Genomic DNA, 16,300 nt, shown 5'->3' on the forward strand with positions numbered 1-16,300 from the left:
GATCCCTACCCCGGACTGGCGGCCAGCGAGGACGCCGTCAACGGTAGGTCGAACGCGAACCGCGACCCCGGTTGGTCGGGGGCGGACTCGACCCAGATGTGCCCACCGTGCCGCTCGATGATGCGGCGGCAGATGGCCAGGCCGAGTCCGGTGCCGGAGTAGCCCTCGGGCTGCAATCGCTGGAACTCGTCGAACACCTTGTCCCGCTCGCCCTCGGGGATGCCGATGCCGTTGTCGGTGACCCGCAGGGTCGCAAAACCCGCAGGCCCCGGGACCGAGTCGACGCACACGTGGGGCACGGTGCCGGGGGCGACGTACTTGACGGCGTTGCCCAGCAGGTTGTCGAAGAGCTGACGCATGAGGAACGGGTCGACGAACACCCGGGGCAGCGGTGACACCTCGATGGCCGGACCTCCCGCGGCGGGGGTGACGTCGCGCCGCAGCGCGGCCAGCTCTCCCACCAGCAGCGAGAGGTCGACGGGCCGGGGCTCGATCGCCCGATCGCGTGCCGTGGTGAAGGCCAGCAGATCCTGGACGAAGTGCTGCATCGAGCGGGCACTGCGGCGCACCCTCTCGACCATCGGGCTTCCGACGTCGGAGGTCACCACGCCGTGGTCCTCGAAGGCCTCTTGGAGAGCCTCGGCCCACCCGTCCACGACACCGATGGGGTTGAGCAGGTCGTGCGCCACGATGCCTGCGAAGGACGCCAGACTGCGACGCTCCTCGTCGACCAGGGTCACGTCGGTCAGGACCACGACGACGCGGCGCTGCGGATCCTCGGCAGGTCCGTCGATGGGGGTCGCGATCACGCGCAGCACTCGATCGGGCCGCCCGTCGGCACGCTGGGTCACCGTCTGGACCACCACCTCCCCCGTGCGCATGGCCAGGAGCGAGGGCCGGTCGTCGCGCGTGAGGGGCCGGCCGTCCGCGTGGAAGGTGCGGTATGACCCGGCAGCAGGAGACTCGTCCTGCTCGGCGAGCGCCGCACCGACGAGTTGGAGACCGGCCGGGTTGGCCAAAGGCACGGAGCCGTCCTGCTTGATCACGACGATGCCGTCGTGCACCGTCTCGATGATCGTCGACACCTCGTCGAGGCGGACCTCGCTGTCGCGGGCCCGCTCGGCCAGCCGGTCGGCCAACTGCCGGCTCTCGGCTCGCACCAACGAGAGACTCAGACCGGTGACGACGATCAGCATGGCGCAGAGCTGGGCAATCGAGGTGTAGGCCTCCCCCGCCAGCGCGCGTGAGAAGGGTCCGGAGCCCGCGAGGGTGAAGCACACCGCGGCGGTCGCCGAGATCACCCCGTGCGCTGCGGCACCGGCGGGTCGGAGCAGGGTGCCCGCCGCGATGGAGGGCACCAGCAGTGCGTAACCGAGCGGGGTCCCCGAGAACCACCAGAACGCCGCACCGAACACGACGGCCGAGGTGGCACCGACCGCCATCAGGCCGAACCGGCCCGACCGCCGGGAACGGTCGTCGCCATGCCACAGCACCAGGAGCGGCAGCCCCAGGCACACGACGCCGGCGACCTGACGGGTCCAGAGGTTGACGGCGTCGGACCAGGCGACCTCTCCGTCGGGCAGGAGGACGACGAGCGCGACCAGCGTGTTGACGAGCGCCCCGACTGCGGCGACTGCAGTGAGCCGTCCGAGGTCGGCCAGGTTGGCCATGACCGGGCGCCCGAGCGCATCCCGGCTCGTCGCCGTCCGGCGCAGTACCTCGACCATCACCAGGAACTGGAGCACGGCACCCAGCGCGCGGTCGAGGGCCATGGTCCAGGTCGCGGCGGTGGCGAGGAGAACGATGAACGTGATGCCGGCGAGCGCGACATAGTCGATCAGGATGCGCCGACGCGACGCCACCGGCGTGAGCGACCAGAACCAGGCCGCCGCCACACCGGCAGCCGGCCAGACCAGGCTGAGCGTCCCGGGTCCACCGACCGTGAGACGGCCGAGCAGAACGGTGATGCCGTATCCGACGACGAGCCATCCGAGATTCGGAAGCCGGGCGCGGGACAACGGATCAGAAGATGAGGTCGCCGGACTTGCGACGAGAGCGCAGGGTGGAGAGCGCCTCGTCGAGGATGACAGCCGCCTCCTGGTCGGAACGACGCTCCTTCACGTAGGCAAGGTGCGTCTTGTAGGGCTCGATCTTGGGCGCCGGCGGCGGGTTCTCGCAGTCGAGACTGGCGGGAAGACCGCACTTGGGGCAGTCCCACGAGCCGGGCACCTCGGCCTCGACCGAGAACGCGATGACGGAGCGGTGCTCCTGGGAGCAGAAGTAGGTCACCGTCTGGCGCGGCGCGGTCTCGCCGCGCTCGTGCTCACCCATGGGCCCGGAACCGATCCGGCTGCCCCGGATCGCCTGGCCTCCTCCAGTAGCCACGTCGTGTGCCCCTCTCGTGGGTCCGTTGGTCAGTAGGCGAGCAGCAGGCCCATGGCGATGACGGTGGCGAACCAGATGCCACCGATGCCGATGGTGAGTCGGTCGAGGTTGCGCTCGGCCACCGAGGAGCCACCCAGGGAGCTCGAGACCCCACCGCCGAACATGTCGGAGAGGCCGCCGCCGCGGCCCTTGTGCAGCAGGACGAGCAGGATCATCAGCAGGCTGGTGATGACGAGGATGATGGTGAAGAGCAGTTCCACGAGAAGGAGCCTACGTGATCCGGGGCGGTCTCAGAGGACCGGCATGTCGTAGAACCGGCACACGCCGCCGAACTCGTCGGCCTGGAGGCTCGCGCCCCCGACCAGTGCTCCGTCGACGTCGGCCCGGGCCATGATGCCGGCCACGTTGGCGGCCTTGACCGAGCCGCCGTAGAGGATGCGCACGCCCGCTGACGCCGCGTCGCCGTGCAGCTCACCGATACGACCCCGGATCGCTGCGCACACCTCCTGGGCGTCATCGGGCGTGGCCACCTCGCCGGTGCCGATCGCCCACACGGGCTCGTAGGCGATGACCAGGCCCGAGACCTGCTCCGCGCTGAACCCTGCGAGCGAGCCCTCGACCTGGGTGAGGGTGTGGGCGACGTGCTCGCCGGCTTGGCGCACCTCGAGCCCCTCGCCCACGCAGACGATCGGCGTCATGCCGGCGTCGAGCGCCTGGTGCGCCTTGGTGTTGACGACCTCGTCGGTCTCGGCGTGGTACTCGCGACGCTCGGAGTGTCCGACCACGACGTAGGAGCAGCCCAGCTTCGCGAGCATGGCCGCCGACACCTCACCGGTGTAGGCGCCGGAGTCCTGCGTGGAGACGTCCTGGGCGCCGTACTTGATGGCCAGCCGGTCGCCGTCGACGAGGGTCTGCACCGAGCGCAGGTCGGTGAAGGGCGGCACCACGACGACCTCGACCTTGCCGTAGTCGTGCTTCTTGTCCGAGAGGGTCCAGGCCAGCTTCTGGACCAGGACCACCGCCTCCTGGTGGTTCAGGTTCATCTTCCAGTTGCCCGCCATCAGCGGGGTGCGGCCGTGGCCGCCGGGCCTGCTCGCCATCTCTCAACCCTCCAGGACGTCGATGCCGGGGAGGGTCTTGCCCTCCAGGTACTCCAGGCTGGCGCCGCCGCCGGTCGAGATGTGACCGAATGCCGCCTCGTCGAAGCCCAGCGTGCGCACCGCAGCCGCCGAGTCGCCGCCGCCCACGACCGAGAGGCCGTCGACCCGCGTGAGCGCGTCCGCGACGGCGCGCGTGCCGTCGGCGAACTCGGGCACCTCGAACACGCCCATCGGGCCGTTCCAGAACACCGTGCGGGCGTCCGCGAGCGCAGCGGCGAAGTCGGCGCCGGAAGCGGGTCCGATGTCGAGACCCATGGCGTCGCCAGGAATCTGGTCGGCCGGCACCACCTGGGGGTTCGGCGAGCTGTCGCCGGACGGGAACGTCGTGTCGACGACGAGGTCGCCCGGCAGCAGGATCTGCACGCCGAGCTCCTCGGCTCGCGCCAGGTAGTCACGGCAGGTGTCGAGCTGGTCCTTCTCGAGCAGGGAGGCGCCGACCTCGTGACCCTGGGCGGCCAGGAACGTGAAGACCATCCCGCCGCCGATCAGGAGCTTGTCGCACGTGTCGAGCAGGTTGTCGATGACGCCGAGCTTGTCGGAGACCTTGGACCCGCCGAGCACCACCACGTAGGGCCGCTCTGGAGACTCGGTGAGCCGCTTCAGCACCTCGAGCTCAGCCGAGACCAGGCCACCCATGGCGTGCGGCAGCCGAGTCGCGACGTCGTACACGCTCGCCTGCTTGCGGTGCACGACGCCGAACCCGTCGGAGACGAAGGCATCGGCCAGTGCCGCGAGCTCGTCGGCGAACGCGCCGCGCTCGGCGTCGTCCTTGCTGGTCTCGCCGGGGTTGAAGCGCACGTTCTCGAGGACCGCGACGCCGCCGTCGTCGAGACCCGCGACGATCTCCTGGGCAGAGGCGCCGACGGTGTCGGTCGCGAACGCGACGTCGGCCTCCAGCAGCTCACCCAGGCGCGTGGCCACGGGCCGCAGGGAGTACCGGTCCTCGGGCGCACCCTTCGGCCGACCGAGGTGGGCGGCGACGACGACCCGCGCACCGGCCTCGGCCAGGGCGCGGATCGTCGGCACGCTCGCCCGGATGCGGCCGTCGTCGGTGATCCGGTCGCCGTCCAGGGGCACGTTCAGATCGGAGCGGACCAGTACCCGCTTGCCCCCGACGCCCTGCTCGATCAGCTGGGCGAGGCCGGTGTACTCCCCCATCGACTCAGAGGCTCGCGCCGACGAAGTCGATGAGGTCGACGAGACGGTTGGAGTAGCCCCACTCGTTGTCGTACCAGCCGGCGACCTTGACCTGGTTGCCGATGACCTTGGTGAGCGGTGCGTCGAAGACGCAGGAGGCGGAGTCGGTGACGATGTCGGAGGAGACGATCGGCGCGGTGGAGTACTTGAGGATCTTGCCGTCGGCGGCGGCCTGGACCGCGGCGTTGACCTCCTCGACGGAGGTCTCCTTGCCGGCCTCGAAGGAGAGGTCGGTCAGCGACCCGGTCGGGGTGGGCACGCGCAGGGCGTAGCCGTCGAGCTTGCCCTTGAGCTCGGGCAGCACCAGGCCGATCGCCTTCGCGGCACCGGTGGAGGTCGGGACGATGTTGAGCGCGGCCGCGCGGGCCCGACGCAGATCCTTGTGGATGTTGTCCTGGAGGTTCTGGTCGGCGGTGTAGGCGTGCACCGTGGTCATCAGACCCTTGTTGATGCCGACGGCGTCGTAGAGGGCCTTGGCCATGGGCGCGAGGCAGTTGGTGGTGCAGGACGCGTTCGAGATGACGGTGTGCGCGGCCGGGTCGTAGAGCTCGTGGTTGACGCCCATCACGATGGTGATGTCCTCGTTCGAGGCGGGCGCCGAGATGATGACCTTCTTGGCACCGGCATCGACGTGCGCCTTGGCCTTCGTGGCGTCGGTGAAGAAGCCGGTGGACTCGACGACGACGTCGACGCCGAGGTCGCCCCAGCCGAGGTTGCCCGGCTCACGCTCCGAGGAGACCTTGATCTCCTTGCCACCCACGATGATCGCGTCGTCGGTGGCCTCGACCTCGTCGGCCATCACGCCGAGGATCGAGTCGTACTTGAGCAGGTGGGCGAGCACAGAGTTCGCGGTGAGGTCGTTGATGCCGACGATCTCGACGTCGGAGCCGGAGGCCTGGACGGCCCGGAAGAAGTTGCGGCCGATCCGGCCGAATCCGTTGATGCCTACGCGCACGGTCATGATGTCTCCTGGTCTCGGTGGTGGGCGTTCGGTCGCCCGCCTCGATCGGATGCCGGGGCGTTCAGTCGCGCCGACGCGCCACACCCTAGCCGCCGGGCGGCCCGGGTCGGGAGGGGGTCTCAGCCCTCGTCGGCCAACATCTCCGCGGTGATCGACGCCTCGGTGTCGGGGATGCCGAGATCGGCCGCGCGCTTGTCGGCCATCGCGAGCAGTCGGCGGATCCGGCCGGCGATGGCGTCCTTGGTCAGTGCCGGCTCGTGCAGCTGCCCCAGCTCCTCCAGGGATGCCTGCTTGTGTTCGAGCCGCAGCGATCCCGCTTGCTTGAGGTGGTCGGGCACCTCCTCGGCGAGGATCTCGAGCGCGCGCTCGACCCGGGCCCCGGCCGCCACTGCGGCGCGAGCGGAGCGACGCAGGTTGGCGTCGTCGAAGTTCGCGAGGCGGTTGGCGGTGGCGCGGACCTCGCGCCGCATCCGCCGCTCCTCCCAGGCCATGAGCGACTCGTGCGCGCCCAGGCGGGTCAGGAGCTGACCGATCGCGTCGCCGTCGCGGATGACGACACGGTCGACGCCGCGTACCTCGCGGGCCTTGGCCGAGATGCCCAGACGACGGGCCACACCGACGAGTGCGAGCGCCGCCTCCGAGCCCGGGCAGGTGATCTCCATCGAGGAGGAGCGGCCCGGTTCGGTCAGCGACCCGTGGGCCAGGAAGGCTCCCCGCCACGCCGCGACGGCGTCGCACGGGGCCGCGGACACCACGGCCGGCGGCAGGCCGCGCACCGGTCGGCCGCGCTGGTCGAGCAGCCCGGTCTGACGCGCGAGGGCCTCGCCGTCGCGCGCGATGCGGACGATGTAGCGGCTGCCCTTGCGGATGCCGTTGCCCTGCACCATCACCACGTCGGAGGCCGCGTTGAAGACGTCGGCGACGTCGCGCCGCAGCCGCCGTGCGGCCGCGCCGGTGTCGAGCTCGGCCTCGACCACGATCCGCCCGCCGACGATGTGCAGGCCGCCGGCGAACCGGAGGGTCGAGGCGACCTCCGCCTTGCGGCAGCAGGGTTTCGTGATGGGGGTGTTAGCTAGCTCCGCCTTCACCTGAGCCGTCATCGCCATGAGGCGATCCTCGCACGCGAGTCAACGACCCCCGTCGTCGCTCGACACCACGATCCGCTCGTACGCCGCCGCGAGCGCTCGAGCGTCGTGCCGGGCGCTGCCGTCGTCGGCCCGCAGCGCCGCGACCACGAGGCGGGCACCCGCGGCGTCCACCACTTCGTGCAGGCGGCGACCGTCGTCGGGCTCACCTGCCAGCGTGCCGGAATCGACCAGCACGGCGTCGATGCGCAGGTCGGGCGCGTGCTGGAGCAGCACCGCGAGGTGGTCGGCCGCGCCGAACCCGACCGTCTCCCCCGGCTGCTCCTCGAGGTTCAGCACCACCACCACCCGAGCCGGCGAGTCGACCAGGGCACGACGCAGCACGGGCACGAGGACGTGCGGGATCACCGAGCTGAACCACGACCCCGGACCCAGCACCAACCAATCGGCATCGGCGATCGCGGCCAGTGCCTCGCGACTGACCGGGGGGTCGCTGGGGTCGAGGGCGACGCTCTCGATCACGCCGTCGGTCGTGGCCACCTCGACCTGACCGCGCACCTCCGTGACGAGGTCGGGTCGATGGCGCACCGCGCCCCGGACGCGGGCGTGGATGTCCATCGGCGTCAGGGCCATGGGCAGCACCCGGCCCTTGGCACCGAGCAGGCGGCCGACCATGTCGAGGGCGGCGACGTGGTCGCCGAGCTTCTCCCACAGCGCCACGATGAGCAGGTTGCCGACCACGTGCCCGTTCATCTCGCCCTGCCCGGCGAAGCGGTGCTGGAGCACGGCCTCCCAGGTCGTGCCCCAGTGGTCCTCGTGACACAGCGCCGCCAGCGCCATGCGGAGATCCCCGGGTGGGAGTACGCCGAACTCGCCGCGCAGCCGGCCCGAGGAGCCGCCGTTGTCCGCGACCGTGACGACGGCCGTGAGCTGGTCGACGACGAGATCGTCGACCAGCAGGCGCAGCGCACGCAGCGAGGCGTGCAGGCCGTGTCCCCCACCCAGCGCCACGACCGCTTGAGCTCGATCACTCACGCCCGAGATCCCGGTGGGTCGTGGTCGCGTGGAACCCGTCGTCGACCAGACGGCGGGCGATCTCCTCGGTCATCGCGACGCTGCGGTGCTTGCCGCCCGTGCAGCCGATGGCCACGCGCATGAAGCGCTTGCCCTCCCGCGCGTAGCCGTCGGTGACGCCCCGCAGCACCGGGAGGTAGCCGTCGAGGAACTCCGCCGCGCCGGGTTGGGAGAGCACGTAGGCCGACACCTCGGGGTCTCGCCCCGTGCCCGGGCGCAGCTCCGGGATCCAGTGCGGGTTCGGCAGGAAGCGCATGTCGGCCATGAAGTCGGCATCGACGGGGATGCCGTACTTGAAGCCGAAGCTGATGACCCGGATGCGCAGCCGAGTGGACTCCTCGGATCCGAAGGCCTCCCTGATGCGAGCCGTGAGTTGGTGCACGTTCAAGGCGGTGGTGTCGATGACGAGGTCGGCCTCACCACGCAGGTCGGCGAGCACGGCGCGCTCGCGTTGGAGCCCGTCGAGCAGGCGTCCGGTGCCCTGGAGCGGGTGCGGACGCCGCGCGGCCTCCTGGCGGCGGACGAGTACCTCGTCACTGCTCTCGAGGAACAGCAGCGTGCTCTGGCGGCCCTCGATCCCCTCGGCCAGGGTGACCTGGAGCGACTCGAAGAAGGATCCCGACCGCACGTCGACCACGACAGCCACGGGCTGGCGGGGTCCGCGGGATCCGTCGACCAGGCGGACGACGTCGCGCAGTAGGGACGGCGGCAGGTTGTCGACGACGAAGAAGCCCAGATCCTCCAGCTCCTTGGCCGCCGTGCTGCGACCGGCGCCGGTCATGCCCGTGACAACGACGAGCGGACCGGTCTGCTCACTCATGGCTCGAGCACCTCTCCGGTGGCGGTGTTCACGATCACGGGAGCATCTTGCCCTGCCTCGTCGCCGGAGACCGGAGAGACCGCGGTCTTGATGGCAGCGGCCGTGCGTGGACCGATGCCCGGCACGGCCGCGATGTCGTCGACGTCGGCCCCGCGCAGCTTCTTCAGCGACCCGAAGTGCTTGAGGAGCGTCTTGCGGCGCACCTCCCCCAACCCCGGCACGTCGTCGAGCACGGACTCGACCATCGACTTCGAGCGCCGGTTGCGGTGGTGGGTGATCGCGAACCGGTGCGCCTCGTCGCGGACCCGCTGGAGGAGGTAGAGACCCTCGCTGCTGCGCGCGAGGATGACCGGATCCTCCTCCCGGGGAACCCAGACCTCCTCGAGCCGCTTGGCCAGGCCGCACACCGGGACGTCGTCGATGCCCAGCTCCTCGAGTGCCTGCTGGGCCGCAGCCACCTGCGGCGGGCCGCCGTCGACCACGACGAGGCCCGGCACGTAGGCGAACTTGCGGGGGCGTCCGGTCTCCGGGTCGACCAGCATCGGGCCGGACTCCGTCTCGACCGACTCCGAGCGGACCTGCTCGTCGAGCAGCCGCTTGAACCGCCGCGTGATGACCTCGTGCATCGATGCGACGTCGTTTTGACCGTCGACACCCTTGATGACGAACTTGCGGTACTCCCCCTTGCGTGGCAAGCCGTCCTCGAAGACGACCATGGAGGCCACCACCTCCGTGCCCTGGAGATTGGAGATGTCGAAGCACTCGATGCGCAGCGGGACGTCGTCGAGGTCGAGGGCGTCGGCGATCTCCTCCAGCGCCCGGTTGCGCGTGGTGAGGTCGCTGGCCCGCTTGGTCTTGTGCAACGCCAAGGACTGCGAGGCGTTCTGGGCGACGGTCTCGATGAGGGTGCGTTTGTCACCGCGCTGCGGCACCCGCACCTGGACCCGGCTGCCGCGCAGGTCGCTGAGGAGCTCCTCGATGGTCGCCGGCTCGGGCGGGAGCGCGGGCACCAGGATCTCGCGCGGGATGGAGTCGCGGTCGTCGGCGTGCGTGCCGCCGTAGAGCTGGAGCAAGAAGTCCTCGACGAGCTCGGCGGTCTCGCCGTCGTCCATCCGATCGGCCACCCACCCACGCTGGCCGCGGATGCGACCACCCCGCACATGGAACACCTGGACGGCGACCTCGAGCGGATCCTCTGCCAGAGCGACCACATCGGCGTCGGCACCGTCGCCGAGCACGACGGCCTGCTTCTCCAGCGCCCGATTCATGGCGCCGAGATCGTCACGCAGCCGAGCCGCGCGCTCGAAGTCGAGGGCGTCGGAGGCGGCGTACATCTGCTGCTCGATGCGCCGGATGAACGGGCGGGTCCGCCCCGCCATGAACTCGCAGAAGTCCTCGACGATCTCGCGGTGCTCGTCGGCGTCGACGTTGCCGACGCAGGGGGCCGAGCACTTGTCGATGTAGCCCAGCAGGCAGGGTCGGCCGATCTGGGCCGACCGCTTGAAGACACCGTTGCTGCAGGAGCGCATCGGGAAGACGCGCAGCAAGATGTCGACGGTCTCGCGAATCGCCCAGGCGTGCGAGTAGGGGCCGAAGTACTTCGTACCGCGACGCTTGGCCCCGCGGCCGACCATGACCCGCGGGAACTCCTCGCCGAGCGTGACCGCCAGCCACGGGTAGGACTTGTCGTCGCGGTACTTGACGTTGAACCGCGGGTCGAACTCCTTGATCCAGGAGTACTCCAGCTGGAGCGCCTCGACCTCGGTGTTGACGACCGTCCACTCCACCGACGCGGCTGTGGTGACCATCGTGGCGGTTCGCGGGTGCAGGTGAGCGACGTCTTGGAAGTACGACGAGAGCCGGGCCCGCAGGTTCTTCGCCTTGCCCACGTAGACCACGCGACGGTTCGGGTCGCGGAACCGGTACACGCCCGGGCTCGTCGGGATCGAGCCCGGGGCGGGCCGGTAGGAGAGCGGGTCGCGACGACTCACGCGGTGCTGATCTCCCCGTCCTTGACGTCGATGGCCACACTCGCCAACGCAGAGGGCGCTGGGCCGGCGGTGGGCGCACCGTCGCTGATGGCGAAGACGGACCCGTGGCAGGGACACACGATGCCGTCCGAGGAGATGCTGGTGACCGGGCACCCCTGGTGGGTACAGGTGACCGAGAACGCCTTGAAGTCACCCTCGGTCGGCTGCGTGACGACCACGCCTGGATCGGAGAGGATCACGCCGCTGCCGACCGGCACGTCGGAGGCGCTCACCAGCGCCGTGCCGTCACTGCCGTCGCTGCCGGAGGAGTCAGACGAGCCGGAGGAGCCCGAGGAGTCCGAGGTGGTCATACCGGTGGGAGTCGAGTCGCTCGCAGACTCGTCGCCACCCGAACCGCAGGCGGCGAGCAGAGGCAGGGCGAGGCCGGCTCCCGCTAGGCCGGAGAGGGCTTGACGACGGTTCACGGGCCGGGGTCGAGGGGCTTCGGGGTCCATGGTTCGAGGCTACCGGCGCGAACCTGCCGACCGGCTGGCTGCCGCCTTGGACCGTCGGGCCGTGGACTTCTTCGCAGCCCGCTCGTTGGCCGTGCGCGCAGCCTGCTGCCGTCGGGTGGCGCGGCCCGGTGCAGGGGCGCTCTCGGCGGAGAGCACGCCCTTCGGCTGCTCGGCCTCCTTGCCCTCGAGCAGCGGGGCGAGGAACTGGCCCGTGTAGCTGTCGGGGTGGGCCGCCACCTGCTCCGGCGTGCCCTCGGCCACCACCGTGCCGCCTCGCGATCCGCCCTCGGGCCCCATGTCGACGATCCAGTCGGCGCTCTTGATGACATCGAGGTTGTGCTCGATGACCAGGACAGAGTTGGCGTTGTCGACCAGGCGGCCGAGCACGCCGAGCAGCTTGCGGATGTCCTCGAAGTGGAGTCCGGTGGTGGGCTCGTCGAGCACGTAGACCGTGCGACCGGTCGAGCGCTTCTGGAGTTCGGCCGCGAGCTTCACGCGTTGGGCCTCGCCACCGGAGAGCGTCGTGGCGGGCTGGCCCAGCCGCACGTAGCCCAAGCCCACCTCGACGAGAGTGGTGAGGTGGCGCGAGATCGCGGGCACTGCGGCGAAGAAGTCGACCGCCTCCTCGATCGGCATGTCGAGCACCTCGGCGATCGTCTTGCCCTTGTAGTGCACCTCGAGGGTCTCGCGGTTGTAGCGGGCGCCGTGGCACACCTCGCAGGGCACGTAGACGTCGGGCAGGAAGTTCATCTCGATCTTGATCGTGCCGTCGCCCGAGCAGGCCTCGCAGCGCCCGCCCTTGACGTTGAACGAGAACCGGCCCTGGAGATAGCCGCGCATCTTCGCCTCGGGCGTGGCAGCGAACAGCTTGCGCACGTGGTCGAAGACCCCGGTGTAGGTCGCCGGGTTCGACCGCGGAGTTCGACCGATGGGCGACTGGTCGACATGGATCACCTTGTCGACGTGCTCCATGCCGGTAATGGCGCGGTGCCGGCCCGGCAAGGCGCGCGCGTTGTAGATCTGCTTGGCCAAGGCCGCATAGAGGATGTCGTTGACCAGAGTCGACTTGCCGGACCCGGACACGCCGGTCACGGCGAGGAACAGCCCGAGCGGGAACGAGACGTCGACCTGCTGGAGGTTGTGCTCGCGGGCGCCCAGCACCTTCAGCTCGCGACCCTGCGTGCGCGGACGGCGGATCTGCGGCACGGCGATCTCGCGGCGTCCGGAGAGGTACTGCCCGGTCATGGAGTCGGGGTGGGCGAGCAGGTCGGGGACCGTGCCGCTGTGCACCACCTGGCCGCCGTGCTCGCCGGCGCCGGGGCCGATGTCGACGACCCAGTCGGCGACCTTGATCGTGTCCTCGTCGTGCTCGACGACGATGAGCGTGTTGCCGAGCTCCTTGAGGCGCACCAGCGTCTCGATGAGCCGCTGGTTGTCGCGCTGGTGCAACCCGATGGAAGGCTCGTCGAGCACGTAGAGAACCCCGACCAGGCCGGCGCCGATCTGCGTGGCGAGGCGGATGCGCTGCGCCTCACCGCCCGACAGCGACCCCGAGGGACGGTCGAGGGAGAGGTAGTCGAGTCCGACATCGAGGAGGAACTGGAGTCGCTCGTGGATCTCCTTGAGGACGCGCTCGCCGATCTGCCGTTCCCGGGCCGTCATGTCGAGCTCGGCCAGGAACGCGGCCGCGTCGTTGATCGGCAGGGCACAGACCTCGGCGATACCGCGTTGCTCCCCCGAGGAGGCCACCAGTCGCACGGACTGCGAGACGGCCTTGAGGCGACTGCCCCGGCAGGTGGGGCACGGCACCTCGCGCATGAACGACTCGAATCGCTCGCGGCTGGTGTCGGACTCCGCCTCGCGATGCCGGCGCTCGACGTAGGAGCGGACGCCCTCGAACTGGGCGTCGTAGGCGCGCTCGCGGCCGTAGCGGTTGCGGGTGACGACGTGCACCTTGCGGTGGTGCCCGTCGAGGATCGACTTCTGCGCCTTGGCGGGGAGATCCTCCCAGGGGGTGTTGAGGTCGAATCCGAGCTCACCGCCGAGGGCGTTGAGCAGTCGCAGGAAGTAGTCGGCGATGTGCGCGTGCGACCACGGCTGGATCGCGCCCTCCCCCAGCGTCGCGGCCGGGTTGGGCACGACCAGCTCGGGGTCGACCTCCATGCGGGTGCCGATGCCGGTGCACGCCGGGCACGCGCCGTAGGGACTGTTGAACGAGAACGAGCGCGGTTCGAGGTCGTCGACGTCGATCGCGTGCTCGTTGGGGCAGGCCATCTTCTCGCTGAACCGCAGCTCGCGGCCCTCCGCGCCCTCGGCCAGGTCGACGAAGTCGAAGAGCACCAGGCCACCGGCCAGGTTGAGGGCCGTCTCGACGGAGTCGGTGAGGCGCCGCTTGGAGGACTCCTTGACCGCCAGCCGGTCGACCACGACCTCGATCGTGTGCTTGAGCTTCTTGTCGAGCGTGGGTGGGTTGTCGAGCGGGTGCGTCTCCCCGTCGACGCGCACGCGGGAGAAACCCTGCGTCTGGAGCTGGTTGAAGAGATCGACGTACTCGCCCTTGCGCCCGCGGACGACCGGGGCGAGCACCTGGAATCGGCGCCCCTCCTCGAGCGCGAGGACCCGGTCGACGATCTGCTGAGGCGTCTGCCGCTCGATGGGGGCGTCGCAGGTCGGGCAGTGCGGCCGGCCGGCTCGTGCGTAGAGCAGGCGCAGGTAGTCGTAGACCTCGGTGATGGTGCCGACGGTCGACCTCGGGTTGCGCGAGGTCGACTTCTGGTCGATCGAGACCGCGGGCGAGAGGCCCTCGATGAAGTCGACGTCGGGCTTGTCCATCTGCCCGAGGAACTGGCGGGCGTAGGCCGACAGCGACTCGACGTAGCGGCGCTGGCCCTCGGCGAAGATCGTGTCGAACGCCAGGGACGACTTGCCCGAGCCGGACAGCCCCGTGAAGACGATGAGGGAGTCCCGCGGCAGGTCGATCGAGACGTCCTTGAGGTTGTGCTCGCGAGCTCCTCTGATGATGAGCTGGTCGGCCACGGCCTGCTTCCTTCCCAAGGGTCGTACGTCGAGAGAGTCGAACACTCGTTCGCCATCGTACGGGGACGAGCAGCCGGGCCACTCACCTGCCCGGCAGCCTCTCACGCAGCACCGACAACCCCGCCCGGCGTCATGGCCATGGGGCAGGATGGGCCGCGTGAGCCGCACCGACGTCGTGAACCGCGTGCACGAGGCGAGCATTCCGCTGCTGCGCACGGTCGACGCACTGGCCGACGACGACTGGACCGCACCGAGCCTGCTGCCCGGATGGAGCCGCGCCCATGTGATCGCCCACCTGGCCCTCAACGCCGAGGGCCTTGCCGGATCACTGGCAGCCGCCACCGCGGGGGCGTCCGCGCCGATGTACGCCTCGCAGGAGGACCGCGACGGCGACATCGCGCTGCTCGCGCTCGCGACGCCGTCCGAGATCCGCGAACGGCTGATGACCGCCGTGACCCGCTTCACCGAGACCGCGGCCGAGGTTCCGGACGAGGCATGGGCGAGCACCGTGGCGCGGGTGCCCGGCGGTGCGACCTTCGCCGCCTCCGCCGCTCCGGCGATGCGGTGGCGCGAGGTGGAGGTCCACCACGCCGACCTCGACGCCGGGTACACGCACCACGACTGGCCGGAGCACTTCGCCGACGCGCTCGTCGATGCGCTCGCCGACCGGGTGGCCCACCGCGCGGGGTCCACGCCGCTCGGCTTCCGGGTGAGCCTCACCGATACCGGCCGCACCCGCGACGTGGGAGAGCATCTGCCGGACACGGCGCCCGTCGTCTCCGGGCCGGTGCGTGACATCGGATGGTGGCTGAGCGGTCGCCCCTCTCCACGGACCCCTCTTCGGATCAGTGTCGACCGCGGCGGCCTGCCGCAGATCGGAGCATGGTGATGAGCACGACCCAGCCCTACGACGGAGACGTGACCCCCGGCGGTGCCGCACAGACGCGCGACCTCGGTTGCCTCACCGTCGCCAAGGTCGCGGTGGACCCGGAGATGTCGAACAACTGCTACCTGCTGCGCTGCGCCGAGACCGGGGAGCAGGTGCTCGTCGACGCCGCTGCCGAGCCGGGGGTGCTGCTCGACCTCATCGGAGACGGTGGTCTCGCGGCGGTCGTGACCACACACCAGCACTGGGACCACCACCGGGCGCTCGCCGCGGTGGTGGAGGCGACCGGAGCCGACGTGCTGGTCGGCACCCCGGACGCCGATGCCGTCACCGAGCAGACCGGCGTCGAGGTGACGTGTCGGCTCGAGCAGGGCGACTCGGTGAAGGTCGGCTCGTGCACGCTCGAGGTCATCGCCATCGCCGGGCACACCCCCGGCTCGGTGGCCCTGGTGCACCGACCCGCCGAGGGCGGCCCGCACCTGTTCACCGGCGACACGCTGTTCCCCGGCGGTGTCGGCGCGACGTTCGGCGACGACGAGGCGTTCCGTCAGCTGATCGACGACGTCGAGACCAAGGTCTTCGGCACCCTGCCCGACGACACCTGGTTCTACCCCGGCCACGGCGGCGACGGCACGCTCGGTGAGGAGCGGCCGAAGATCGCCGAGTGGCGCGCACGCGGCTGGTGAGTCCCGCCGGCGGTTGAGCCGCCGGATGCCGAAGGCGAAGGCGTGTCGAAATCGACGAGCGCGTCACGCGGTGGTTGAGCCGTGAGGAGCGCCAGCGACGAGCGCGTCGAAACCCGGCGACTGTGAAGGCAGCGCTGCCTATCGCCTCACCGGGTTTCGACACGGTCTCGCCTGGCGGCTCGCCCGGCTCAACCACCGGTGGGCACGGGTCTCGGCTAGCGCCTCGCCCGGCTCCCGCGGTGGCCCCGGTGGTTGAGCCGTGAGGAGCGCCAGCGACGAGCGCGTCGAAACCCGGCGACTGTGAAGGCAGCGCTGCTTTCCGTCTCACCGGGTTTCGACACGGTCTCGGCTAGCGCCTCGCCCGGCTCAACCACCGGTGGGCACGGTCTCGGCTAGCGCCTCGCCCGGCTCAACCACCCGCGGTGGCCCCGGTGGTTGAGCCGTGAGGAGCGCCAGCGACGAGCGCGTCGAAACCCAGCAACCGTTCCTGGCAAGGCTGCTTGGCATCTCACCGGGTTTCGACAC

14 protein-coding genes are annotated in these 16,300 nt (G+C 70.4%); 2 read left to right on the top strand and 12 right to left on the bottom strand.

What is annotated here, in order from left to right; translation table 11 throughout:
- Nucleotides 1-5 precede the first annotated feature (5 nt).
- The 12 genes from ISG29_RS10100 to uvrA all read right to left on the bottom strand — a co-directional run bounded on the left by ISG29_RS10100 (nt 6) and on the right by uvrA (nt 14,203).
- The gene (locus ISG29_RS10100; protein WP_194503306.1) at nt 6-2,018 is read right to left on the bottom strand and encodes an ATP-binding protein; all 2,013 of its coding nucleotides are present in this window, start codon (nt 2,016-2,018) and stop codon (nt 6-8) included.
- Between the two features lie 4 nt (nt 2,019-2,022).
- Nucleotides 2,023-2,385: an RNA polymerase-binding protein RbpA gene (locus tag ISG29_RS10105; protein ID WP_328828692.1), complete on the bottom strand. Its 363-nt coding sequence runs from the start codon at nt 2,383-2,385 to the stop codon at nt 2,023-2,025.
- A gap of 29 nt (nt 2,386-2,414) precedes the next feature.
- Nucleotides 2,415-2,645, bottom strand: a complete 231-nt coding sequence (gene secG, locus ISG29_RS10110) for a preprotein translocase subunit SecG (RefSeq protein WP_194503307.1) — start codon at nt 2,643-2,645, stop codon at nt 2,415-2,417.
- Nucleotides 2,646-2,675: 30 nt separating this feature from the next.
- Nucleotides 2,676-3,485, bottom strand: a complete 810-nt coding sequence (tpiA, locus tag ISG29_RS10115) for a triose-phosphate isomerase (protein WP_235959200.1) — start codon at nt 3,483-3,485, stop codon at nt 2,676-2,678.
- A 3-nt stretch (nt 3,486-3,488) separates the two neighbouring features.
- Complete coding sequence (locus ISG29_RS10120; RefSeq protein ID WP_194503308.1) at nt 3,489-4,703, bottom strand: phosphoglycerate kinase; 1,215 nt, start codon at nt 4,701-4,703, stop codon at nt 3,489-3,491.
- Nucleotides 4,704-4,707: 4 nt separating this feature from the next.
- Nucleotides 4,708-5,703, bottom strand: a complete 996-nt coding sequence (gap, locus tag ISG29_RS10125) for a type I glyceraldehyde-3-phosphate dehydrogenase (RefSeq protein WP_194503309.1) — start codon at nt 5,701-5,703, stop codon at nt 4,708-4,710.
- A gap of 119 nt (nt 5,704-5,822) precedes the next feature.
- Nucleotides 5,823-6,809: a DNA-binding protein WhiA gene (gene whiA, locus ISG29_RS10130; protein ID WP_194503310.1), complete on the bottom strand. Its 987-nt coding sequence runs from the start codon at nt 6,807-6,809 to the stop codon at nt 5,823-5,825.
- Nucleotides 6,810-6,830: 21 nt separating this feature from the next.
- Entirely contained in the window at nt 6,831-7,823 is a 993-nt protein-coding gene (locus tag ISG29_RS10135) for a gluconeogenesis factor YvcK family protein (protein WP_328828697.1), read from the bottom strand.
- A complete protein-coding gene (gene rapZ, locus ISG29_RS10140; protein WP_194503311.1) occupies nt 7,816-8,682 on the bottom strand; it encodes an RNase adapter RapZ in 867 nt (288 codons plus the stop codon). The genes ISG29_RS10135 and rapZ overlap by 8 nt, the downstream gene beginning before the upstream one ends.
- Nucleotides 8,679-10,673 (bottom strand): excinuclease ABC subunit UvrC, encoded by a 1,995-nt coding sequence (gene uvrC, locus ISG29_RS10145; protein WP_194503312.1) that lies wholly within the window; start codon nt 10,671-10,673, stop codon nt 8,679-8,681. The genes rapZ and uvrC overlap by 4 nt, the downstream gene beginning before the upstream one ends.
- Nucleotides 10,670-11,167: a Rieske (2Fe-2S) protein gene (locus tag ISG29_RS10150; RefSeq protein ID WP_194503313.1), complete on the bottom strand. Its 498-nt coding sequence runs from the start codon at nt 11,165-11,167 to the stop codon at nt 10,670-10,672. Before ISG29_RS10150 ends, uvrC begins: the two co-directional genes overlap by 4 nt.
- A 9-nt stretch (nt 11,168-11,176) precedes the next feature.
- Complete coding sequence (gene uvrA / locus ISG29_RS10155; protein WP_194503314.1) at nt 11,177-14,203, bottom strand: excinuclease ABC subunit UvrA; 3,027 nt, start codon at nt 14,201-14,203, stop codon at nt 11,177-11,179.
- A 157-nt stretch (nt 14,204-14,360) separates the two neighbouring features.
- Here uvrA and ISG29_RS10160 point away from each other — a divergent pair, with 157 nt between their 5' ends.
- Both ISG29_RS10160 and ISG29_RS10165 read left to right on the top strand, forming a co-directional pair.
- Nucleotides 14,361-15,092 carry a maleylpyruvate isomerase family mycothiol-dependent enzyme gene (locus ISG29_RS10160; RefSeq protein ID WP_194503315.1) on the top strand — a complete coding sequence of 244 codons (732 nt, stop codon included), beginning with the start codon at nt 14,361-14,363 and terminating at the stop codon, nt 15,090-15,092.
- Nucleotides 15,092-15,775 (top strand): MBL fold metallo-hydrolase, encoded by a 684-nt coding sequence (locus ISG29_RS10165; RefSeq protein ID WP_207792980.1) that lies wholly within the window; start codon nt 15,092-15,094, stop codon nt 15,773-15,775. Before ISG29_RS10160 ends, ISG29_RS10165 begins: the two co-directional genes overlap by 1 nt.
- Nucleotides 15,776-16,300 lie beyond the last annotated feature (525 nt).

Origin of the sequence: Nocardioides acrostichi, assembly GCF_015319165.1 — a bacterium.
GTDB classification, from domain to species: Bacteria; Actinomycetota; Actinomycetes; order Propionibacteriales; family Nocardioidaceae; genus Nocardioides; species Nocardioides acrostichi.

Excerpts from the sequence above, each read along its gene's own strand:
- ISG29_RS10120 (WP_194503308.1), bottom strand. The coding sequence starts at position 4,703 with ATGGGGGAGTACACCGGCCTCGCCCAGCTGATCGAGCAGGGCGTCGGG.
- tpiA (WP_235959200.1), bottom strand. The coding sequence starts at position 3,485 with ATGGCGAGCAGGCCCGGCGGCCACGGCCGCACCCCGCTGATGGCGGGC.
- whiA (WP_194503310.1), bottom strand. The coding sequence starts at position 6,809 with ATGGCGATGACGGCTCAGGTGAAGGCGGAGCTAGCTAACACCCCCATC.
- ISG29_RS10150 (WP_194503313.1), bottom strand. The coding sequence starts at position 11,167 with ATGGACCCCGAAGCCCCTCGACCCCGGCCCGTGAACCGTCGTCAAGCC.
- ISG29_RS10165 (WP_207792980.1), top strand. The coding sequence starts at position 15,092 with ATGAGCACGACCCAGCCCTACGACGGAGACGTGACCCCCGGCGGTGCC.
- rapZ (WP_194503311.1), bottom strand. The coding sequence starts at position 8,682 with ATGAGTGAGCAGACCGGTCCGCTCGTCGTTGTCACGGGCATGACCGGC.
- gap (WP_194503309.1), bottom strand. The coding sequence starts at position 5,703 with ATGACCGTGCGCGTAGGCATCAACGGATTCGGCCGGATCGGCCGCAAC.